The sequence below is a fragment of the Viridibacillus sp. d25.2 genome (assembly GCF_055456015.2).
Genome location: NZ_CM196652.1, coordinates 4,077,538 through 4,099,465 on the forward strand (window position 1 = coordinate 4,077,538; position 21,928 = coordinate 4,099,465).

At 37.9% G+C, this 21,928-nt stretch carries 20 protein-coding genes; 1 reads left to right on the forward strand and 19 read right to left on the reverse strand.

Features of this window, described 5'->3' with window-relative positions:
- Positions 1 to 60 precede the first annotated feature (60 nt).
- The 16 genes from ACZLO7_RS19980 to ACZLO7_RS20055 form a co-directional block, all read right to left on the reverse strand.
- Complete coding sequence (locus ACZLO7_RS19980) at positions 61 to 1,356, reverse strand: methyl-accepting chemotaxis protein (protein WP_464938069.1); 1,296 nt, start codon at positions 1,354 to 1,356, stop codon at positions 61 to 63.
- Positions 1,357 to 1,358: 2 nt separating this feature from the next.
- Positions 1,359 to 1,799 carry a low molecular weight protein arginine phosphatase gene (locus ACZLO7_RS19985; RefSeq protein WP_464938020.1) on the reverse strand — a complete coding sequence of 147 codons (441 nt, stop codon included), beginning with the start codon at positions 1,797 to 1,799 and terminating at the stop codon, positions 1,359 to 1,361.
- Between the two features lie 56 nt (positions 1,800 to 1,855).
- Complete coding sequence (locus ACZLO7_RS19990; RefSeq protein WP_464938019.1) at positions 1,856 to 2,350, reverse strand: manganese efflux pump MntP; 495 nt, start codon at positions 2,348 to 2,350, stop codon at positions 1,856 to 1,858.
- A 238-nt stretch (positions 2,351 to 2,588) separates the two neighbouring features.
- Positions 2,589 to 3,635, reverse strand: coding sequence for an L-threonylcarbamoyladenylate synthase (locus ACZLO7_RS19995; protein ID WP_464938018.1), 1,047 nt, complete (start codon positions 3,633 to 3,635; stop codon positions 2,589 to 2,591).
- Between the two features lie 104 nt (positions 3,636 to 3,739).
- Positions 3,740 to 4,426, reverse strand: coding sequence for a stage II sporulation protein R (locus ACZLO7_RS20000; RefSeq protein ID WP_464938017.1), 687 nt, complete (start codon positions 4,424 to 4,426; stop codon positions 3,740 to 3,742).
- 43 nt (positions 4,427 to 4,469) lie between these two features.
- Positions 4,470 to 5,336: a peptide chain release factor N(5)-glutamine methyltransferase gene (gene prmC, locus ACZLO7_RS20005; RefSeq protein WP_464938016.1), complete on the reverse strand. Its 867-nt coding sequence runs from the start codon at positions 5,334 to 5,336 to the stop codon at positions 4,470 to 4,472.
- Positions 5,329 to 6,399 carry a peptide chain release factor 1 gene (prfA, locus tag ACZLO7_RS20010; RefSeq protein WP_464938015.1) on the reverse strand — a complete coding sequence of 357 codons (1,071 nt, stop codon included), beginning with the start codon at positions 6,397 to 6,399 and terminating at the stop codon, positions 5,329 to 5,331. The genes prmC and prfA overlap by 8 nt, the downstream gene beginning before the upstream one ends.
- 130 nt (positions 6,400 to 6,529) lie before the next feature.
- Positions 6,530 to 7,264, reverse strand: coding sequence for an N-acetylmuramoyl-L-alanine amidase family protein (locus ACZLO7_RS20015; RefSeq protein WP_464938014.1), 735 nt, complete (start codon positions 7,262 to 7,264; stop codon positions 6,530 to 6,532).
- A 142-nt stretch (positions 7,265 to 7,406) separates the two neighbouring features.
- Positions 7,407 to 8,000, reverse strand: coding sequence for a thymidine kinase (locus ACZLO7_RS20020; protein ID WP_464938013.1), 594 nt, complete (start codon positions 7,998 to 8,000; stop codon positions 7,407 to 7,409).
- Between the two features lie 220 nt (positions 8,001 to 8,220).
- Entirely contained in the window at positions 8,221 to 8,421 is a 201-nt protein-coding gene (gene rpmE, locus ACZLO7_RS20025; protein WP_464938012.1) for a 50S ribosomal protein L31, read from the reverse strand.
- A 191-nt stretch (positions 8,422 to 8,612) separates the two neighbouring features.
- A complete protein-coding gene (gene rho, locus ACZLO7_RS20030; RefSeq protein ID WP_464938068.1) occupies positions 8,613 to 9,896 on the reverse strand; it encodes a transcription termination factor Rho in 1,284 nt (427 codons plus the stop codon).
- A 137-nt stretch (positions 9,897 to 10,033) separates the two neighbouring features.
- Complete coding sequence (glpX, locus tag ACZLO7_RS20035) at positions 10,034 to 11,002, reverse strand: class II fructose-bisphosphatase (RefSeq protein ID WP_427731604.1); 969 nt, start codon at positions 11,000 to 11,002, stop codon at positions 10,034 to 10,036.
- Positions 11,003 to 11,104: 102 nt separating this feature from the next.
- A complete protein-coding gene (gene murA / locus ACZLO7_RS20040) occupies positions 11,105 to 12,391 on the reverse strand; it encodes a UDP-N-acetylglucosamine 1-carboxyvinyltransferase (RefSeq protein ID WP_464938011.1) in 1,287 nt (428 codons plus the stop codon).
- A 36-nt stretch (positions 12,392 to 12,427) separates the two neighbouring features.
- Positions 12,428 to 13,075, reverse strand: a complete 648-nt coding sequence (gene fsa / locus ACZLO7_RS20045) for a fructose-6-phosphate aldolase (protein ID WP_038180078.1) — start codon at positions 13,073 to 13,075, stop codon at positions 12,428 to 12,430.
- A gap of 85 nt (positions 13,076 to 13,160) precedes the next feature.
- A complete protein-coding gene (locus ACZLO7_RS20050) occupies positions 13,161 to 14,015 on the reverse strand; it encodes a class II fructose-bisphosphate aldolase (RefSeq protein ID WP_464938010.1) in 855 nt (284 codons plus the stop codon).
- A gap of 97 nt (positions 14,016 to 14,112) precedes the next feature.
- Positions 14,113 to 14,472 carry a response regulator gene (locus ACZLO7_RS20055; RefSeq protein ID WP_464938009.1) on the reverse strand — a complete coding sequence of 120 codons (360 nt, stop codon included), beginning with the start codon at positions 14,470 to 14,472 and terminating at the stop codon, positions 14,113 to 14,115.
- 140 nt (positions 14,473 to 14,612) lie between these two features.
- On the opposite strand from ACZLO7_RS20055, the gene ACZLO7_RS20060 reads away from it, so the two are divergent.
- Positions 14,613 to 15,131: a DUF2529 family protein gene (locus tag ACZLO7_RS20060; RefSeq protein ID WP_464938008.1), complete on the forward strand. Its 519-nt coding sequence runs from the start codon at positions 14,613 to 14,615 to the stop codon at positions 15,129 to 15,131.
- A 288-nt stretch (positions 15,132 to 15,419) separates the two neighbouring features.
- Here ACZLO7_RS20060 and pyrG read toward each other — a convergent pair whose 3' ends face one another.
- The 3 genes from pyrG to icmF all read right to left on the reverse strand — a co-directional run bounded on the left by pyrG (position 15,420) and on the right by icmF (position 21,896).
- Complete coding sequence (pyrG, locus tag ACZLO7_RS20065) at positions 15,420 to 17,012, reverse strand: CTP synthase (protein WP_464938007.1); 1,593 nt, start codon at positions 17,010 to 17,012, stop codon at positions 15,420 to 15,422.
- Between the two features lie 152 nt (positions 17,013 to 17,164).
- Positions 17,165 to 17,707: a DNA-directed RNA polymerase subunit delta gene (gene rpoE, locus ACZLO7_RS20070; RefSeq protein ID WP_464938006.1), complete on the reverse strand. Its 543-nt coding sequence runs from the start codon at positions 17,705 to 17,707 to the stop codon at positions 17,165 to 17,167.
- A 940-nt stretch (positions 17,708 to 18,647) separates the two neighbouring features.
- On the reverse strand, positions 18,648 to 21,896 hold the full coding sequence (icmF, locus tag ACZLO7_RS20075) for a fused isobutyryl-CoA mutase/GTPase IcmF (RefSeq protein WP_464938005.1): 3,249 nt from the start codon (positions 21,894 to 21,896) through the stop codon (positions 18,648 to 18,650).
- Positions 21,897 to 21,928: the final 32 nt, after the last annotated feature.

Below are 21,928 nucleotides of genomic sequence, written 5' to 3' on the forward strand. Positions count from 1 at the left end.
AAACTATCACAATAGCTTCGTTCATAGCTTTTGTGATAGTCGTTATGTACAAACCAATAGTTAGGAGCGGTCAAATTGCAGTATCATTTTATACAGCTCTTCTGACTGCATTTTCAAATGCTTCGATAGTTGATCAATTTCCTCGATTGACCTAGCTTGCTCCTCTGTTACACTTCGAACTTCTTGTGCACCCGCTGAAGTTTCTTGCGCTATAGCTGCTACTTCTTGAGATTGACGAGCAGTCGTTTCAATATTATGCATTTGTTTTTCCACGAATCGAGAAATTTCAACAACGGAATCTGCCATTTCATGGACGATTGATGTCATGCCTTCTACAGCGTTTGTTGTTTCAGATACTCTCTCTACTTCTTTAACTGCAAAAGCTACTTGAGACGTCATTTGTTCTACAACATTATGTACATCAGATTGCATCGTTTGGATTAATCCCGTAATACCTTGTACAGCTTCTGCACTTTGGTCCGCTAATTGGCGCACTTCTTCAGCAACAACCGCAAAGCCTTTGCCATGCTCTCCAGCACGTGCAGCTTCAATTGAAGCATTTAATGCTAAGAGATTCGTTTGTGCGGCAATATCTCCAACCAATTGAATAATGCGTTCTACTTGTTTAGCATTACTTTCTAATTGATGGATATTCCCAAGCGCATCTTTGTTGCCTGACACAATTTGTTTTATACCTGATACAAGATCTTCAATTTTCTTCGTAGTAAATGTTAACTCATTCATCATACGCTCTGAATGCTTTGATGATAATTCTGCACGGCCGTTAACTTCCTTAGCTATAACTCGAACATCTTCAAGTGCCTCTGCTGTTTGTTGAATAGATTCCGCGGAACTCTCTGCACCTTTAGAAATATGTGCAATTGTAAGGGCGACTGCCTCTGCTTGACTAGCTGCATTTTCAGTTTCCTTTGATAAATCTAGAACTGTTTTATTTGTCGATTGGAAATTTTGATCAATACTATTTACCATTTTACGGAGATTTTCGAGCATAGACTGAAACGCTACTGCCAGTGCTCTTATTTCGTCATTCGATCTTGGTAAATTTACATCTTCTCCTATGTAACCTTCTGCCGCACGGTTTGTAGCAGCCTCTAGATTTTGCAATGGCTTTATAATAAATGAACTAAAAGCAGCTGCCAAAATACCAGACCATAAGATACCCAATGCATATGTAATGATTTCGAATATCGATCTTTTAATATTAGGGAAAAAATGTGGTTGAATATATTCGATAAAAATGAAACTAGTTGAATACGTGATAATCGCTAAAATTGATACAAATAATACGAGTTGCTTTCTCAATCCAAAAGAATGTTTCACACTTCGTTTATTCATCATTAGCCCTCCGATAATTTCGTTTCGAGTGCATCAATTAATTTATTTAATTCCTGGAATGTTTGACGATACAAAAAGACATCGCCCCCAAATGGATCTGAAACATCATACGAACCATATGGCACAATGTATTCCTTCAAAGTAAATGTTTTATCAGAGATAGATGGGAAAGCCTGCAAAACCATTTCTTTATGCGCTGATGTCATAGTCAAAATAAGGTTGGCCCACTGTAAATCCTCTGCTTCAATTTGTTTTGAAACATGTTCTGTAAATATATTTGCCTCTGATAACACAACTTTAGCATTCTCTGAAATTTCACCACCCGGCATGGCGAAGATACCTGCTGAACGAACTTCCAAACCGTCTAATTTCTTTGCATTTAAAATAGCTTCTGCCATCGGACTTCTACAAGTGTTTCCAGTACATATAAAATAAATATTCATTACGCACCCTCATTCCTCATTATATATCATAGTAGTAATAATGTTCCATATAATTATTAAAATATAGATAATAACCCTATTAAAAGTAATGCAACTCCCGCCATAACCTGAAACATTATACCTAAATTTACTGGTGTTTTTCTTTTTACAGATAAAGCAACGTACGAAAAGATAAATGTTGTTATACCTGTACTCATAATAAATAAACCTTTATGTAATTGAAGCATACCAAAAGATACGCTTACTGAAAAGGTATCAAGACTGGCAGTAACTGCTAATAGTACCGGTGATAAATTAGGAGTTTCTCTAACTTTAGCTGATAATAGGAGTTGGAGACCTATCATACTGAGCAATGCACCTGAGAGCATTTTTGCAACCGTCATTATATGTTGAGCAGCCCATTCACCTACATAGAAACCGATTAGAGGAAAAAGAACATGGAGTACGGCTGTCCAACATGAAAGGGCAAATCGAAAACGGACTTTCGGTAAAATGAGATAAAGGGCTAATACATCTAATGCTGTAATAACGCCTGCTATTATTTCCTGCACGTTGTCCCCCCTTGCTTTTGCATATCTCTTTACGATATGCAAGGGGTGTCCGGCTTTATGCTAGGTTTCAATTGTGTCTCTTCACTTTTAAATATAATGATGCAATAAGCTAATCTTACCTATATTTTAATTTGCTCTATCATCTAAGAACTAAAAAAACTGTCCTCTCTTTTATATAGAAAGAACAGCCTATTTGCCGAGTACAATTAATGTCTTTCACAGATAAATTCTACTTTTGTTAAAGCTGAATATCTGCTGAATACCATTTGCCCCCTGCTGACTTCTCGAGGCGATTCATAATTGCTGCACCTACACCTTCCGTTGAAGTAGTTGTAGCAAGAACAAGATCCGCTTTAGTTGCATCGCATGATCGCAAAGCATGGTATAGATTGACAGCCATCTCTTCATTTGTATCCTTTTGACCAAACGTAAAAAACCAATCGGCTGCAAGGTGACTTAAATTTTCTGGTGCTAGTAACGCTACTTTAACCCCTCTATCATGTAGAGTCTCAAGAGCCTTAGCAATAGTTTTTTCTTCTTTATCTATTAAATAGACTGGAGCATTTGGGGCATAGTGAGTATACTTCATACCCGGTGCTTTTGGCGCTTCACCACTATTTTGTTCTGTATGTGACGGTTGAGAAACAGGACCAATGACAGTTTCTAGCATCTCTTTAGTGACACCACCTGGACGTAAAATAACAGGCGTGTCCAATGTTAGATCTAGTACGGTTGACTCAACACCAATACCTGTAGAGCCTCCGTCCAAAATCAAAGGGATACTCCCATTTAAATCTTCTTCAACATGGATACCTTCAGTAGGACTAGGCTTACCACTACGATTCGCACTAGGTGCAGCTACTGGCTTACCTAATTGTCGGAGTAAATGTAAGGCAACTGCATGATCAGGCATACGAATACCCACTGTGTCTAAGTTTGCTGTAACGCTAGCTGCAAGGACATTTGGTTTCACTTTGAAAATCATCGTTAGAGGTCCTGGCCAAAATGCTTCCATACAAAGTTTTGCTCTTGGTGAAATATGATCAACGTAATTTTCTATTTCTTTGAAAGTACCAATATGAACGATAAGTGGATTATCGGAAGGCCGACCTTTTGCTGCAAAAATTTTCTTCACTGCCACTTCATCCGTAGCAACTGCACCTAAACCATATACGGTTTCGGTAGGGAAAGCGACCACCTCTCCATTATTTAACAAATCAACAGCTTGTGCATAACTTTTTTCACTATCCACATGCATATCCACATTTAGACGTTTAGTTTCCATCTCTGTATCTCCCTTCTTAAAAGAGTTTTCAGAAAGTTATACACAATTTGTTGATAACATTGTGTATATTGTGGACAATTTTACAAATATTGTGCATAACTTTTTTATGAGAAAACACCTTTTAACCATTCCCATACGAAAAACTTCTGTGTTTCCTCTTCAGATTCTTTTGTTTCATTTGTTTCTTTTGGTTCTTTCGTTTCTTTTGTTTCTTTTGGTTCTTTCGTTTCTTTCGGTTCTTTCGTTTTTTTCATCTCTTTCGGTTCTTTCGGCTCTTCTTCGCGGTAGCATACTTTAGGAAATAAAGCGCACCACCAATTATCCCCCTTACCACTGCCAATCGTCACGACAAGTGCATCATAGTAATTTTGTGGATATAAAAATCCTTCATAGCGTTTAGCTGGGAATAATTCTTGTTTTCTAGTAACCTGAACCGATTGTTGACTGAATTTTGCAGATAACTTATCTTGTATTTCTTGCTCTACAACTGCTAAATTCTGTTCCATTCCTGTTCCATTTGTTTGGATAGCCAGCTGTTTAATAATAGGCTCTATTTCTTTTAACATATTGTGTTTTATAAGTTGATCTTGTGTTGAGTTGCTATTCGCAACAATACGGAATCGCATTTGCTCAGCATTTGCAATTGGTGAATTATCTTCCGTAAACCACTGTGGTAGTAAGAATAAAAGGGTTTGTATAAAAAGCAGAGCTGCAATAAATTGTAGCACTGGAATCATCTTTGTCTTTGTTTCTTGTTTAGGCATTTCAATAGTCTTGTAATCTGGTATCATCTTAATCCCTCCCTGTCACAAGGATAGACAGGGTTCAGATGTTTTATTCACTAATCTCGCAAAAAATCATTCTATCTTTTTGATTAATATCTTTCACTACTTCTACTTTAGCTTGTGGAAATTTTTCTTTGAAAAATTTCGCTACTGCCTCCCCTTGTTTATAACCAATCTCTACACCAATGAAGCTTGGTTTTCTCATAAGAGTCGGCAAATTTTCAGCGAGCTTTCGGTATAAAGCTAGTCCACTTTCTTCTGCAAATAATGCACTATGTGGTTCATGTTCTAAAACAATATCAGACATTTCCTTTGCTTCATCAAATGCTATATAAGGTGGGTTAGATAACACAACATCCCATTGTTCATGCACTAGGGGTTCGGTTAAATCTCCTTCTCTGAAGTTTATTTCGGCATCTAATTGCTTAGCATTATTCTTCGCTGTCGTAAGTGCTACTGGAGAAATATCTGTTGCGATTACAGTTGCTTGAGGCAATTCTTTTTTCATCGTAATAGCAATCGCGCCGCTTCCCGTTCCGATATCTGCTATTTGAATGGATGCTGTAGCAGCAAATAGTTTCTTGATGCGTTTTAGTGCTTCCACTATTAATTCTTCTGTTTCAGGACGAGGAATTAGGACTGACTCATCTACTTTAAATGTACGACCGTAAAACTCTTCTGAGCCCGTAATATACTGAATGGGGCGACCACTCTTATGTTCTTCTATCATGTCAAAATAGTTTTCCCACTGCGCGTCCGTCATTTCATCTCGCATGATCATCATTAACCCTGTATAGGACGTATTTAATGCATGCTGTAAAAGTAAACGTGCTGCACCTTCTTCTCGACCGTTTTCTTGTAAAAAAGAAGAAGCCCGGTTGAGGGCCTCATATACTTGTCTTGTCATATTAATCATTTAGGCTTTCAAGTTTATTTGCTTGCTCTTCTAAGATTAATGCATCAAAAATTTCATCTATCTTACCTTCAATAATTTGATCAAGCTTTTGGATCGTTAAGCCGATACGGTGATCTGTTACACGATTTTGTGGGAAGTTATAAGTACGGATACGTTCTGAACGGTCCCCTGTACCAACTGCAGATTTACGTTCTGCATTATATTCATCTTGTGCTTCTTGTTGTAGTTTATCGTATACACGAGCACGTAATACTTTCATCGCTTTATCACGGTTTTTTAATTGAGAACGTTCATCTTGCATCGCAACAACAACGCCTGTTGGAATATGTGTCATACGAACAGCAGATGCTGTTTTGTTGACGTGCTGTCCGCCTGCACCACTTGCATGATAAATATCTACCCGTATATCTTTATCAGCTATGTCTAATTCTACTTCTTCAGCTTCAGGCATTACAACTACTGTTGATGTTGAAGTATGCACGCGACCTTGTGATTCTGTTTCTGGTACACGTTGTACACGATGTGCGCCACTCTCAAATTTGAATTTTGAGTATGCACCTTGACCGTTAATCATGAAGACGATTTCTTTATAGCCACCAAGTTCTGTTGGGTTAGCATTCATGACTTCAATTTTCCAGCCTTGTGTTTCAGCATAACGACTATACATACGGAATAATGTATTCGCGAATAGAGCAGCTTCATCCCCTCCGGCTGCACCGCGGATTTCCATAATAACGTTTTTATTGTCGTTCGGGTCTTTTGGAATTAATAGAAGACGTAGGTGGTCTTCTAATTTTGCAATTTGTTCTTCTAGTTCATTTACTTCTTCTTTTACTAACTCACGCATTTCAGGATCTAGTTTATCCTCAAACATCTCTTTTGCTTCTTGATACTGTTGTTTCACTTCTTTATATTCTCTATAAACTTCTACTGTTTCACTTATATCAGACTGTTCTTTTGAAAACTTCGCTAATTTTTTTGAGTCATTGACAATCTCAGGGTCGCTTAGTAATTCATTTAATCGATCGTAACGATCTTCAACGGCTTGTAGGCGATCAAACATTTCTTTCACCTTGACCTTTCTTTTGGAAATTTTATTTAAATCAGCTTGTGATTAGCTATTTGTCGAAATATGCTCCTTCAATAGTATAATGAAAAAGAGCAGCTATCGCTACTCTTTTGAAGATTGAACATTATTTTTTCTTCATATATCGGTCAATACCGTCAGCTATACTATTTGTGATGCTTTTTAAATAACTTGAATCCGCCAACTTTTTGTCCTCTTCCTTATTCGTCATATAACCCAATTCTATCAACGTACCAGGTACCTTCGACCAATTTGCTCCTGATAAGTCATCTCGATAAATAATACCTTTTATATCTTCAACCTTTTTATTCTTTTCTATCTTTTGTAAAATTTCATTTGAAATTACTAGACTCTTTTTATAGACATTCTTTGATATGTATGGATTTTTAGCTGATGTAGTTAAAATTGAAAAACCTTTCTCTTTTTCATTGATGGACCCGTCAGCATGTATGCGTAAAAATACGTCAGCCTTGCTTTTGTTAGCGATATTAGCACGTTCACGATTACTTATATTCACATTTTGTTTTGTACGTGTATATATCACTTTATAGCCAAGCTTCTTTAATGTATTGCCGAGCATTTTAGATGCTTTCAATGTAAGGATGGATTCTTTTTTGTTTGTATAAGGGCTGTGCGTCCCATCCGTCACTTTATACTTCGTTTTCAGTGCGCCCGGGCCAATGGGTTCTACATCAATATTCGCATACTGCTGATGGCCTGGGTCGATAACAATTATTCCTTTGCTTGATTTCTTTATTGCCGTTTTTGCAGTTACTGGCGCTATTGAGAAAACAAAAATTAAAGCAATACACGAAAATAATAAAAGTATAGTCTTCCGCATATGTTCTCCCTTCTAAAAATAGATTTACTATATTCAATACTAGCATATCTTAATATACTAATATCCATTTTAGGATAAATTGTTTATTTATGTAAACCCACTACTATTTTAGCCACAAAAAAGAGCAGCCTCCAAGCTGCTCTTACTGATGAATTGATTTTCCTACTGGCACTTCATGGTGATGTCTACAGCGGGGTTCATATGCTTCAGATGCACCTACTAATATAACCGGGTCATCGATCCCTGCAGGTTGCCCATTAATTAAGCGCTGTGTACGACTCGATGGTGATCCGCATACACTACATACTGCCTGTAATTTTGTTACTAGCTCTGCAATTGCCATTAACTTCGGCATCGGACCGAATGGAACTCCTTTGAAATCCTGATCAAGTCCCGCTAATATTACACGGAATCCATGATTAGCTAATTGCTGAACAATTTCTACAATATCATCTTCAAAAAATTGTGCTTCATCAATTGCAATTACATCGAAATCATCTGAAATATGATCCCATATTTCTTTAGGTGATTTGATAGGTCTTGCCATTACAGTAGTGCCATTGTGACTTACAACTGCTTCTTCACTATAACGATTATCAATTTCAGGCTTAAAAACTGCAATTTTCTGCTTCGCAAATTGAGATCTACGAACGCGGCGAATTAGTTCTTCAGATTTCCCTGAAAACATACTTCCGCATATTACTTCAATCCAACCGTTTTGAGTCATTACATACATAAATTAGACTCCTTTCAAAACTTATATCCATCATCATAACGAAAAAACAGAAAGAATACTTCTCTTTTTTTTATATAAAAACTATGTTATGTAATCCTCTTACATAGCTTTTTATTTTAAACGAACGAGATTTATACTACACGAAAATGCATTTTGGCGCAAGAAAAATACCTGCCTAGCAATTACTTGCCGGGCAGGTATTTTGTGTATACGGGTTAAATTATTTAATACCGTATTTTTTGTTGAAACGATCAACACGTCCATCAGCAGACGCGAATTTTTGACGGCCAGTATAGAATGGGTGACATTCGTTGCAGAATTCTACTACGATTTTTTCTTTTACTGAACCAGTTTTGAAAGTGTTACCACAAGAACAGCTTACTGTTGCTTCTTTGTGGTCTGGATGAATACCTTGTTTCATGTGTATGATCTCCTTTCGCCCTGAACCATCTGGAACAGAGTTTATCGAACTGTTGCCTTACACGACCCAGATTAGTTGCCGCATATGCAACACGTTTCTTGCAATACTGTATGAAGTATAACAAAAACTATTTAGTGATGCAAGCAAAGAAATTATATACTTTTAAATTATAGTAGAAAATAATTTTACTTTTACAGTAATCCTTTACCATTTCGAGCAGCCTTCATATCTGAATTTAGCTGTTCAAAAAACTCATCATTCGTTTTTGTTTGACGTAATTTTTTAAGGAATCGTTCCGCAAAATCGGATGAATCTGAGAATGTTTTACGAATCGCCCACAGTTTATCAAGTTGTTCTTTTGGAATTAGTAGTTCTTCCTTACGAGTTCCTGAACGACGAATATCGATAGCTGGGAAGATACGACGTTCTGCTAGACTACGATCTAAATGAAGCTCTAAGTTACCTGTCCCTTTGAATTCTTCATAAATTACTTCATCCATACGAGAGCCTGTATCGATTAAAGCAGTAGCCAAGATTGTTAAACTACCGCCTTCTTCAATATTACGCGCCGCACCGAAGAAACGTTTAGGACGGTGGAATGCAGCCGGATCAATACCACCTGATAAAGTTCGTCCACTTGGAGGTATAACAAGGTTATATGCACGTGCAAGTCGGGTAATAGAGTCCATTAAAATAATAACATCACGCTTATGCTCTACTAATCGCATAGCACGTTCTAATACTAACTCTGCCACTTTGACGTGATTTTCCGGCAATTCATCGAACGTTGAGCTAACTACGTCTGCCGCTACTGAGCGTTCAATATCCGTCACTTCCTCAGGACGTTCATCTATTAACAGGACAATAAGTTCAGATTCGGGATATTTCTCAGTAATTGCATTTGCAACTTCTTTTAAAAGTAATGTTTTACCCGCTTTTGGAGGAGCCACAATAAGTCCACGTTGACCAAAGCCTACTGGTGCCACTAAATCCATAATACGTGTAGATAATTTTGTTGGTGTTGTTTCAAGTTTAATATGACGATCCGGATATAGCGGTGTCAATGCCGGGAAGTGTACACGTTCTTTTGCAGTTTCAGGATCTTCCCCATTTACTGCTTCTACATGTAATAAACCATAATAGCGCTCATTTTCTTTTGGAGGGCGCACTTTTCCCGTTACTTTATCACCATTACGTAGACTAAATCGACGGATTTGTGATGCCGATATATAAATATCTTCAGAGCTTGGTGAATAATTTATCGGTCTTAAGAAACCAAAGCCCTCTTGTTGAATAATCTCAAGGACACCTTCCATGAAAAAATAGCCTTCTTGTTCTGCTCTTGATTTTAAAATAGCAAAAATTAATTCTTTTTTTGTCAGCTTACTATAGTATGAAATTTTATAATCTCTCGCAAGCGCATACAAATCTTTCAGTTTCATATCTTCAAGCTGAGAAATTGTCATTGTTGTCATAGACATAGCACCACTCTTATATAAGTTTTTTTGTATAAATGAATTTGGTCAACATAGATGTGTGAGAATTGCGAGTAAATGAATGAAATGTACTTTGAGAAGAAGCCCGGCAATTGCCGGGCAATTAATATTGAAGTTTAATATTCCATAAATAGATTTGGTTTTTTAGTTAAGCTATGGCGTCCTTCGATGAAACGAACAGTACCAGATTTAGCACGCATAACAACCGATTCAGTTGTACAGTGTCCACCTTTAAATTGAACACCTTTTAGTAACTCTCCATCTGTAACACCTGTTGCGGCGAAGATTGCATCGTCACCTTTAACAAGGTCATCCATATATAATACTTTGTTAACTTCGATACCCATCTTTTTGCAACGTTCAATTTCTTCATCATTTGATGGAATTAATTTACCTTGGAATTCTCCACCAAGACATTTTAATGCTACTGCTGCAATTACACCTTCAGGAGCTCCACCCATTCCAAATAGAATATCTACACCTGTTTCATCAAACGCTGTGTTAATTGCTGCTGCTACATCACCATCAGAAATAAATTTAATACGGGCGCCAGCTTCACGAATTTGATCAACAATATGTTGGTGACGATCACGATTTAATAGAGTCGCTACTACGTCTTCAATATCTTTGTTTTTCGCTTTAGCTACTGCACGTAAGTTATCAATTACTGGTGCATTAATATCAATCTTCCCTGCTGCTTCTGGACCTACTGCGATCTTTTCCATGTACATATCAGGTGCGTGAAGTAAGTTTCCGCGATCAGCGATTGCTAATACAGTTAGTGCGTTCCCGCTACCAGCTGCTACTATATTCGTCCCTTCTAGAGGATCTACGGCGATATCGACATGAGGGCCATTTTCATCATGACCTAATTGTTCACCAATATATAACATTGGTGCTTCGTCCATTTCACCTTCACCGATTACGACTGTTCCTTGCATAGGAATGGAGTCAAATACTTGACGCATTGCTGTTGTTGCCGCGTCATCTGCTTCCATTTTCAATCCTCGGCCCATCCATCTTGCTGAGGCAATTGCTGCTGCTTCTGTAACACGTACTACTTCCATTGATAAACTGCGTTTCATTTTTAACTGTTCCTCCCGCTTTCCACCCATTAAATGGTTGGAATCCTTTAAAACTAAATCTATTGTAGCACACAGATAATTCTGTGCGACTTTTTTTCGCTATTATCTTTTTGTTGCTATATTTTCATGTTCTGAAGGTAGCGTTTCACGGCGAATATCTGCACCCAGAGCACGTAGCTTCGGAACCAATGAACTATAGCCTCTTTCTATATGGAAGATGTCATGAATTTCTGTTTCGCCTTTGGCTAATAAGCCTGCAATAACCAGTGCTGCACCTGCTCGTAAATCTGTAGCAGTAACTGTAGCAGCTTCTAGTTTAGTCGAACCATTAATAATGGCTGTACGCCCTTCCACTTTACCATTTGCTCCCATGCGCGCTATTTCATCGATATGTTTAAAACGGGCAGAATAGATTGTATCTGTCACAACTGATGAACCTTGCGATTGTGTTAGTAATACTGTAAAGGGTTGTTGTAAATCCGTTGGGAATCCTGGATATACAAGAGTTTTCACATCAACTGCCTGAAGTTTTTCAACTTTAGGTATGATGATTCGCTCTTCTTCCTCAATGATTTTGACACCCATTTCACGCAGTTTTGCTGTTACAGCTTCTACGTGTAATGGAATTACATTATCGATTATAATACCATCACCAATTGCTGCGGCCATTATCATAAATGTACCAGCTTCTATACGATCTGGAATAATTGTATGATTTGTACCGTGTAACTCTTCAACGCCATCAATTCGAATAACGTTCGTACCTGCACCTTTAATCTTAGCTCCCATGTTCGTTAGTAACGTGGCAACATCAATAATTTCAGGTTCTTTTGCAGCATTTTCAATGACTGTACGTCCCTTTGCTTTTACTGCAGCAAGCATAATATTAATTGTAGCACCTACACTGCTAACATCTAAATAGATTTTAGCCCCTACTAATTCATCTGCTCGCAAATAAATTGCACCATGCTCATTTGTTACTTTAGCGCCTAATGCTTCAAATCCTTTAATATGTTGATCAATTGGGCGTGGTCCTAAATGACAACCACCTGGTAAACCAATAACAGCCTTTTTAAAACGTCCTAACATCGCTCCCATCATATAGTAAGAAGCGCGAAGTTTTTTGACATTGCCATTCGGTAAAGGCATATCGACCATTCCTCGCGGATCAATGACCATATGACCATCAGAAAATTGTACTTCTCCACCAATTTCTTCAAGCAAGACTTTCAGTGTTGTAACGTCTAGAATTTCTGGTAAGCCTTCTATTGTGACGGGTGAATTAGCCAATATGGATGCTGGAATTAAGGCCACAGCACTATTTTTAGCGCCGTTTACTTTGATTGTACCTTGCAAACGCTTGTCGCCGTTAATTTTATAAACGTCCATGTAAATCTCCTTCATCTTCGGATATTTCTATTATTATTAACCGTTTTTCTTATTCCAATCCGCTAAGAAACCTTCAATTCCTTTATCAGTTAAAGGATGTTTGAATAATTGAGCTAAAACTTTAAATGGAGTTGTGGAAATGTGCGCACCAGCAAGAGCCGCTTCTGTAATGTGTTGTGGGTGACGAATAGAAGCCGCAATAATTTGCGTAGGGATTTCATGAATTGCGAAGATTTCAGCGATTTGGCGTACTAACTCAATACCATCTTGACCAAGATCATCTAATCGACCTAAGAATGGAGATACGTAAGTTGCTCCAGCACGAGCCGCTAATAGTGCTTGGTTTGCACTAAAGATTAATGTTACGTTTGTTTTAATACCTTTTTTTGATAGTGTAGAACAAGCCGTTAAACCAGCTGGTGTCATTGGTAATTTCACTGTGATATTTGGTGCAATTGCAGCAAGTTCAAGACCTTCTTTAATCATTCCTTCTGCATCTAATGAAATTACTTCTCCACTAATAGAACCGTCAACTAACTCTGCAATTTCGCGTAGACGATCGTGGAATGAAATGTTTTGTTCCTTTGCCACTAATGATGGATTTGTTGTTACACCTGAGATAATTCCCCAAGAATGTGCTTCTTTTATTTCTTCAAAGTTAGCTGTATCGATAAAAAATTTCATTATTATATCCCCCTGGATGATGGAAAATAGGAGAAGGACGGATTAATATAACCGAACACTTCTCCTCCTGTTATCATCTGATTAATTATGCTTTTTGAGCACTACCGAATTCGTGTATTTTGCCAATAACTGTCGCTTTAATAGCATCACGAGCTGGAATTAAATATTTACGTGGATCATAGACTTTAGTGTCATTTGCTAGTACTTCACGAACCGCTTTAGTAGCTGCAATTTGATTTTCAGTATTAACATTTATTTTAGCTGTTCCTAAAGAGATTGAACGTTGAATATCTTTTAAAGGAATACCCGTACCACCGTGTAATACTAATGGTAAGTCAGCTAAGTTTGAGATTTCTTCCATTTCTTTAAAACCTAAGTTTGGCTCACCTTGATAAGGACCATGAACTGAACCTAATGCAGGTGCTAGGCAATCGATATTTGTAGCTTCAACAAGTTTTTTACATTCTTGTGGATCTGCATACATGATACCACCAATTACGCCATCTTCATCGCCACCAACTGTGCCAAGTTCCGCTTCTACAGAAACATCTTTAGCATGTGCATATTGAACCACTTTAGAAGTGATTTCAATATTTTCTTCAAATGAATGGTGTGAAGCATCAATCATAACTGATGTAAAACCAGCATCAATCGCTTCTTTACATTTTTCGAAGCTTGAACCGTGGTCTAAGTGAATTGCTACTGGAACTGTAATCTTGTAGCTTTCGATCAGGCCTTTTACCATGTGTACTACGGCAATAAATCCTCCCATGTATTTCCCAGCACCTTCTGAAACACCTAAAATTACTGGTGAGTTTTCTTCTTGTGCAGCAAGTAAAATAGCTTGAGTGAATTCAAGGTTATTGATGTTGAATTGACCAACTGCATAACCTTCTTTTTTACCTTTAATCAACATTTCTTTCATGGAAACCAAAGCCATTACAAAATTCCTCCTCTAGTATGAAGCACGGTATTAATGTTATTTAATATCATAACTCATAATATCAAAAACATACATGGTTGACCACTGCTCGCCCTTAATCTTTCAATATTTTATTGACCACGTCTCGCACTTCGTAAATGTCGAATGGTTTAGTAAAGTAATGCTTTGCACCGAGTGCCTCAGCTTCTTTAATTAAATCCAATTCACCATATGCTGTCATCATAAGTACAGGCAGTTCAGGCAATTGCTTAGTTATACGTTTTAGTATTTCAATCCCATCCATTCCAGGGATTTTCATATCTAGTAATACACAATCCATCATTATTTTATCTATATATTGCAAGGCTTCAAGACCGTTAGCCGCTAGATATGTTTCATAGCCTTCCTTCTTAAAAACCTCATTGAGTAGCAAGCGAATTCCTTGTTGGTCATCTACAATAAGTATTTTTTTCAACTTTACCATACTCCCTTTTTTTATTCCCCCGTACGTATTATTCGATAATATACCTCATTTTCCCTTTTAATACATTAAAATAATTCTATTTTGCATTTAATATGAACACTTATTATAATAAAAGCCGTGAGGTGAATATTATGTTGAAAATGTTGTCGACACAGCTTGGCGGTCTCTTACAAAGAATTTCGACTAATCAAGAGGATGCAATAGAAGAAACTGCACGATTATTAGCGCAAGCAGGTATCGCCGAAGGAAATGTATATTTTGCTTGTTTTGATGAAATGCAAGCAATTGAAAATAATGCTTTGTATAGTGCAGAACCTTTTACAAAATTAAAACCTTGGTCTAAGGATACAAAATTAGTAGCAACAGACCGTGTATGTATTTTCACTCGTCACGCAAACAATCCAAAGGCTCTCGATTTAGCACGTTCATTATTTGATTTATTCATTCCATTTGCAGTAGTAGCAAGTGAAAAAGCTGAGGATAGTGGTGAGATGGCTGATTTAGCTTACACCTATGTATCTTTGGGCATCAAAAATGGATTATTGCCGAATGATGCCGGTGAACGTATTGTGCTGCCATATAGTTTTGCTGCTTTGTTTGTGTACGAAGCTATGAAAATGTCTTACGACGAAATGCTATCAAATGATTAATAATTATACCACTCTTTTTTAAGACTACTCTCTAGGTTCTTGGAGTAGTTTTTTGGTTTTCTAGATGTCTGAATGATTATGATTACTGTTATAGTATGGTCTAATTTATTTATTTTCCACAAAAAAAGAGACTACTCTTCATATAATCATGCAGAGTAGTCTCTTTGTATAAAGCTTAGTTTTTTGAGCTCTCAAACAACCTATGCTAATTACTCAATTGAATTTGGTAAATCATTTTCAACTTGAGCCTTACAATGATATTCAAGTTTTGCCACGCTAAATCAGCATTTATTTAACTGCTGCTGCGACGAATTCTCTAAATAGCGGTTGTGGGCGGTTCGGACGTGAGATAAATTCTGGGTGGAATTGAGATGCCACGAAGAATTTGTTCTCTGGTAATTCAACAATTTCGACTAAACGGCCGTCTGGGCTTGTACCTGAGAAGACGAATCCTGCTGCTTCGAATGCTTCACGGTATTCATTATTGAATTCGTAGCGATGACGGTGACGTTCGTAAATAATTTCGTCACTATAAGCTTCCATAGCTTTAGAACCTGATTTTAATTTACATGGGAAAAGACCTAAACGAAGAGTTCCACCTAAATCTTCCACGTCTTTTTGTTCTGGTAAAAGATCGATAATAGGGTATTTAGTGTCTGCATCAAGTTCTGATGAGTGTGCACCTTCTAAGTTTAGAACGTTACGTGCAAATTCAACAGTTGCTAATTGCATACCTAGGCAAATACCTAAAAATGGTACGTTATTTTCACGTGCATATTGAGTTGCAATGATTTTACCTTCAACACCACGGTCACCAAAGCCACCTGGTACAAGGATACCATCTGCATTTTTCAATAATTCTTCAACGTTTTCAGATGTAATATCTTCAGAATTGATCCAGTCTACATCAATATCTGCATCTACTGGATAACCAGCGTGTTTTAACGCCTCAACTACTGATAAATAAGCATCTTGTAATTCAACGTATTTCCCAACAAGTGCAATTTTCACTGTTTTAGATAAGTTTAATACGCGATCTACTAATGCAGTCCATTCAACCATATCTGCTTGTGGTGCAGTGATACCGAAGTGTTCTAGAACGATATCATCCATACCTTGTGCTTGTAGGTTTAATGGTACTTCATATAAATGTTTTGCATCTTGACATTCGATAACGTTACTTGCTTTTACGTCACAGAATAATGCTAATTTTTCTTTCATTTCTTGTGGTACTTCTTGTTCTGTACGTACTACAAGAAGAGTTGGTTGAATACCTAAAGAACGCAATTCTTTTACAGAGTGTTGTGTTGGTTTTGTTTTTAATTCACCAGCTGCTTTGATGTAAGGAATTAAAGTACAGTGGATGTACATTACGTTCTCCCCACCAAGATCTGATTTCATTTGACGAATAGCTTCTAGGAATGGTAGTGATTCGATATCACCTACTGTTCCGCCTACTTCTGTAATAACCACATCTGCGCTTGTTTCACGACCTGCACGTTGGATACGTTCTTTAATTTCGTTTGTAATATGTGGAATAACTTGTACAGTTCCACCGTTATAATCTCCACGACGTTCTTTTCTCAATACAGAAGAGTAAACACGTCCAGAAGTTACTGTACTGTGTTTTCCTAAGTTAATATCGATGAAACGTTCATAGTGACCTAAGTCTAAGTCTGCCTCTGCGCCATCATCTGTTACGAAAACTTCCCCGTGTTGGTACGGACTCATTGTACCTGGGTCAAGATTGATGTATGGGTCAAATTTTTGGATTGTTACTTCTAATCCACGATTCTTTAGTAAACGTCCAAGTGAAGCAGCTGTAATACCTTTACCAAGTGATGATACAACCCCGCCTGTTACGAAAATATATTTGGTCAAAGCCAATTCCTCCTTTAAATTAAACACTTATAAAAAAATAAAAAACGCTCCTCCCGCATAATATGCAGGGGGAGCGTATAAATTATACGGTCATTCTCCTTTTAAGGAGCCCAAGTAAAAGATTATATGGAACTCAGCTAGAAGTCAAGAAATTATTCTTCTTCCTCTTCTTCTAACTCATCATCTTCTTCGTCAATTTCAAATTCATCTTCTTCTTCAAGCAAGTCTTCATCAAGGTCTTCATCGATATCATCGATTGTTACATCTTCGAATTCTTCCTCTTCATCTTCATCTTCTTCAGCTGGATCTTCAACGAATTCATCGAAGTTTTCATCGAAGTCTAATTCTTCATCTTCTTCAAGTTCATCTTCATCGTCAATTACAGCTTTAGCTTTTTTCTTGCGGACTTTTACTGTTGGTGCTGTTTCTTCTTCGATTTGTTCGATTGCATACCACTCGCGAAGTCCCCAGCGATTTTCACCTAGCACAATAAAACGACCTTCAATGTTAAGGTCTGTATAAAATTGTAATAAGCGTTCTTTGATTTCTGCATCAGTGCAACCGTTTATTCCTTGGATTTCTTTCATCAGTTCTGGGAAAGTTAATGGTTGTTTTTTTGAAACTAAAATTCCGTATGCTAAATCGATAAACGATTCTTCTGATAGTTGTTCTTTTGTCATTTCACGAAAGTTCAAATCGTGCACGTCCCTTCTTAATACATAAACATAATATCCATTATATACAATCTTTCTTTGATTACGCCACAATCAATTATTCTTTTTTTGATTTCTCAATTGTCGATACCCATAAACAAAAAGATATATGGAAAAAATAAGGATGGGGATGGCCCCTAATTGCTCGTTATACAAAAAGAATATAAGTACCAGGCAAATTATGATAAATAGACAATGTAATAGGCTTTTCATATAAACAAGAACTCCTTAAAATTTGTTTTACTCCTTATTATACAAAAAATAAAAATGAAGGGGCTAATGAAATGATTAGTTCCTCCATTTTTTATTTTTCGAGTAATTTTATATCTCTTATGAGTATGGGCCAACAGGATGTTGGTCATGCAACCGTTGCGACACGACGTCGCGAACTTAGGTTGCCTTCCTTGATACTCGGTCAAAGGCAAAAAGCGCCTTTGATTCAGGCCCGCACGATGCGGGTCACGCAGTCGTTGCCACAGGACGTGGCGTCTTAGACTGTGTTCCTTTGTCCAGTGCTTGTCGGAGGCCCACAGGATGTGGGTCAGATAGCCGTTGCCACAGGACGTGGCGAACCTAGGCTATCTTCCACTGAACGAGCGCCTTGGGCTAACAGGATGTTAGTCATGCAACCGTTGCGACAGGACGTCGCGTACTTAGGTTGCCTTCCTAAAGTGATGTATCCAGCTTCTGGCGCTTGCTGTTCGGGTCGTTTCGGTCGGGCACTCAAAGTCAAAAAGCGACTTTGGCTTCCGTCCTCCAACGACCTCACAGCTTAACGAGCGCCTTCAGCATTTAGTTTCTTATCCAGCTTCTGCGGCCAGCCCCTCGAGGTCACTTCAGTCTCTCGGTCAAAAGCAAAAAGCGCCTTTGATTCGAGCCTTCCAGTGCTTGTCGGGGCTGAACGGGCCGCTTCAGCATTTAATCACATATTCCGTCTGTATTGTCCTCCTACTTGGTATAGGGCGTTGGTGATTTGGCCTAGACTTGCGTATTTTACTGTTTCCATTAGTTCTGCAAAGATGTTACCTCCTGTTACAGCTACTTCTTTTAGTTTTTGAATAGCAGCTTCGGCTTCGTTTGCATGTTGTTCATGGAATTTTTTTAGATTTTGAATTTGTGTTTCTTTTTCATCTTGTGATGCTCTGGCAATTTCCATACTATCGATTGCTTCTGATGAAGGTGGATTTGGATTCAAGTATGTGTTAACACCGATTATTGGTAGTTCACCTGAGTGTTTCAACATTTCATAGTACATCGATTCTTCTTGAATCTTGCCACGTTGATATTGGGTTTCCATCGCTCCAAGAACTCCACCTCTATCATTAATGCGATCGAATTCTTCCAATACTGCATTTTCTACAAGGTCAGTTAGTTCATCAATTATAAATGCACCTTGCAATGGGTTTTCATTTTTTGTAAGTCCGTGTTCTTTTGTAATGATCATTTGAATTGCCATTGCGCGACGAACAGATTCTTCAGTTGGCGTTGTAATCGCTTCGTCATATGCATTCGTGTGTAATGAATTGCAGTTATCCTGCAATGCCATTAATGCTTGTAACGTTGTACGAATATCGTTAAAGTCGATTTCTTGTGCGTGTAAGCTACGACCAGAAGTTTGGATATGGTATTTTAGCTTCTGACTACGTTCATTTGCACCATATTTATCTCGCATAACGATTGACCAAATACGGCGAGCTACACGACCGATTACTGTATATTCTGGGTCTAAGCCATTTGAAAAGAAGAATGACAGATTCGGTGCAAAATCATCGATATTCATCCCTCGACTTAAATAATATTCTACATAAGTGAAACCATTAGCCAAAGTGAATGCTAGCTGTGAAATCGGGTTGGCACCAGCTTCAGCAATATGATAGCCAGAGATCGATACAGAATAATAGTTACGTACTTTTTGATCTATGAAATATTGCTGAATATCACCCATCATACGTAGTGCGAATTCTGTAGAGAAAATACAAGTATTCTGCCCTTGATCCTCTTTTAATATATCAGCCTGTACTGTTCCGCGCACCACTTGAAGCGTCTTTTCACGAACGTCAGTAAATTCTTCAACTGTTAAGCAGCGTCCTATTTTGCTTTCTTGAATTTTCACTTGTTGATCAACAGCTGTGTTCATGAACATTGCTAAAATAATTGGCGCAGGTCCGTTGATTGTCATCGACACAGACGTTGATGGTGCACATAAATCAAATCCATCATAAAGCTTCTTCATATCTTCTAGCGTACAAATACTAACTCCTGATTCACCGACTTTACCATAAATATCTGGGCGGTAATCTGGATCTTCACCATACAAAGTTACAGAGTCAAATGCTGTTGATAAGCGTTTTGCATCATCGTCTTTAGATAAGTAATGGAAGCGTTTATTTGTACGTTCCGGTGTCCCTTCACCAGCAAATTGACGCTTCGGGTCTTCTCCTTCACGTTTGAAAGGGAAAACTCCTGCCGTATACGGGAATGAACCAGGCACATTTTCTCTATACACCCAACGCAATATCTCTCCGTAATCTATGAATTTTGGTAACACAACTTTGGGGATTTTTAAACCTGCAAGGCTAGTAGTTGTTAAAATTGTACGGATTTCTTTATCACGTACTTTTGTAACAAATTCTTCTCCTGCGTACGCTTCCTTAAGCGTTTTCCAGTTTGCTAAAATATTCTTTGATTCTGCAGTTAATTGATTTTTTATATCCTCAGCTAATGAAGTTAGTGACGCAACCAACACATCGTCAGGTGCTTTTTCCTGAACAGTTGTGATTGACCCTTCTAGTTGGAATAGCTTACGGGCAAATTCAACTTGCTGCTCTGACTTTTTATGATAATTACGAATAGCATCTGTAATTTCACGTAAGTAGTATCGTCTATCATTCGGAATGATGACATCTTGCTTTTGTGTTTTTACAAAATGCTCGTAAGACGTTTCCCAATCAAAACCACATTTTTCGTTAATAACCTGTACAAGCTCTGCGAATAAAGAATTCGTTCCTTTATCATTAAACTGGCTAGCAATTGTACCGAATACCGGCATTTCATCTAGATTTTTTGACCATAGTTCATGACTACGTTGGTATTGTTTCTGTACTTGGCGAAGCGCGTCTTCTGACCCTTTACGTTCAAATTTGTTAATGACAATTAGATCGGCAAAGTCAATCATATCAATTTTTTCTAACTGCGTTGGTGCACCAAATTCACTTGTCATAACATACATGGACAAATCAGAAATTTTTGTAATAGCAGCATCCCCTTGACCGATACCGCTCGTTTCAACGACGATTAAATCATATCCTGCCACTTTAACAACATCTAGAACGTCTGCAATTGCATCTGAAAGCTCAGAGTGAGATCCCCGTGTTGCAAGACTACGCATGTAAACACGATTGTTAAAGATAGCATTCATACGAATACGGTCTCCAAGTAATGCCCCACCCGTTTTTTGCTTTGTTGGATCAATAGAAAGAATAGCGACCTTTTTATCAGGAAACTCTTGTAAGAACCGGCGGATTAACTCATCCGTTAATGAACTTTTTCCTGCACCACCCGTACCAGTAATACCGAGTACAGGTGTGTTTTTCGATAAACTTCGAGCTTTTTCTAGGAACTCTGTTAACTCACCATCTTTTGCTTCTTCAGCTGCAGTGATAAGTTGTGCTAATACTTCCTGTTGTTCCGTTGATAATGTATCTAACTTACTACTTAAATTCTCTTTAATTGTTGTGAAGTCACTTTTTTCAATCATTTTATTAATCATGCCTTGTAAACCCAACTCACGACCATCTTCAGGCGAAAATAACCCGGCAATGCCATATTCATGCAGTTCTTTGATTTCACGAGGCAGGATTACACCACCACCACCACCGAAAATACCAATATGCGGAGCGCCTTTTTCCCTAAATAGATCTTGCATGTATTTAAAATATTCAACGTGACCACCTTGATAAGAAGAAATCGCTACCCCTTGCGCATCTTCTTGGATGGCCGCATTAACTACTTCTTCAACTGAGCGGTTATGCCCGAGGTGAATAACCTCTACGCCACTCGACTGCAAAATACGGCGCATAATATTAACCGATGCATCATGGCCATCAAAAAGACTAGAAGCCGTGACAAATCGTACGTGATTTTTTGGACGATATACTGTTGCTTGAACCATATATAAGCTCCCCCTTGTTATGAACGAAAACT

What these genes read in the sequence shown, in the direction of transcription:
- ACZLO7_RS20020 (WP_464938013.1), bottom strand. Translation starts at nt 8,000, where the DNA reads ATGTATGTAATGACTCAAAACGGTTGGATTGAAGTAATATGCGGAAGT.
- glpX (WP_427731604.1), bottom strand. Translation starts at nt 11,002, where the DNA reads ATGAAACGCAGTTTATCAATGGAAGTAGTACGTGTTACAGAAGCAGCA.
- ACZLO7_RS20050 (WP_464938010.1), bottom strand. Translation starts at nt 14,015, where the DNA reads ATGGCTTTGGTTTCCATGAAAGAAATGTTGATTAAAGGTAAAAAAGAA.
- ACZLO7_RS20000 (WP_464938017.1), bottom strand. Translation starts at nt 4,426, where the DNA reads ATGATACCAGATTACAAGACTATTGAAATGCCTAAACAAGAAACAAAG.
- prmC (WP_464938016.1), bottom strand. Translation starts at nt 5,336, where the DNA reads ATGATTAATATGACAAGACAAGTATATGAGGCCCTCAACCGGGCTTCT.
- murA (WP_464938011.1), bottom strand. Translation starts at nt 12,391, where the DNA reads ATGGACGTTTATAAAATTAACGGCGACAAGCGTTTGCAAGGTACAATC.
- ACZLO7_RS19980 (WP_464938069.1), bottom strand. Translation starts at nt 1,356, where the DNA reads ATGAATAAACGAAGTGTGAAACATTCTTTTGGATTGAGAAAGCAACTC.
- ACZLO7_RS20060 (WP_464938008.1), top strand. Translation starts at nt 14,613, where the DNA reads ATGTTGAAAATGTTGTCGACACAGCTTGGCGGTCTCTTACAAAGAATT.
- ACZLO7_RS20015 (WP_464938014.1), bottom strand. Translation starts at nt 7,264, where the DNA reads ATGCGGAAGACTATACTTTTATTATTTTCGTGTATTGCTTTAATTTTT.
- fsa (WP_038180078.1), bottom strand. Translation starts at nt 13,075, where the DNA reads ATGAAATTTTTTATCGATACAGCTAACTTTGAAGAAATAAAAGAAGCA.
- rpmE (WP_464938012.1), bottom strand. Translation starts at nt 8,421, where the DNA reads ATGAAACAAGGTATTCATCCAGACCACAAAGAAGCAACAGTAAGCTGT.
- prfA (WP_464938015.1), bottom strand. Translation starts at nt 6,399, where the DNA reads ATGTTTGATCGCCTACAAGCCGTTGAAGATCGTTACGATCGATTAAAT.
- ACZLO7_RS19985 (WP_464938020.1), bottom strand. Translation starts at nt 1,799, where the DNA reads ATGAATATTTATTTTATATGTACTGGAAACACTTGTAGAAGTCCGATG.
- ACZLO7_RS19995 (WP_464938018.1), bottom strand. Translation starts at nt 3,635, where the DNA reads ATGGAAACTAAACGTCTAAATGTGGATATGCATGTGGATAGTGAAAAA.
- rho (WP_464938068.1), bottom strand. Translation starts at nt 9,896, where the DNA reads ATGACAACAATGACAATTTCTCAGCTTGAAGATATGAAACTGAAAGAT.
- icmF (WP_464938005.1), bottom strand. Translation starts at nt 21,896, where the DNA reads ATGGTTCAAGCAACAGTATATCGTCCAAAAAATCACGTACGATTTGTC.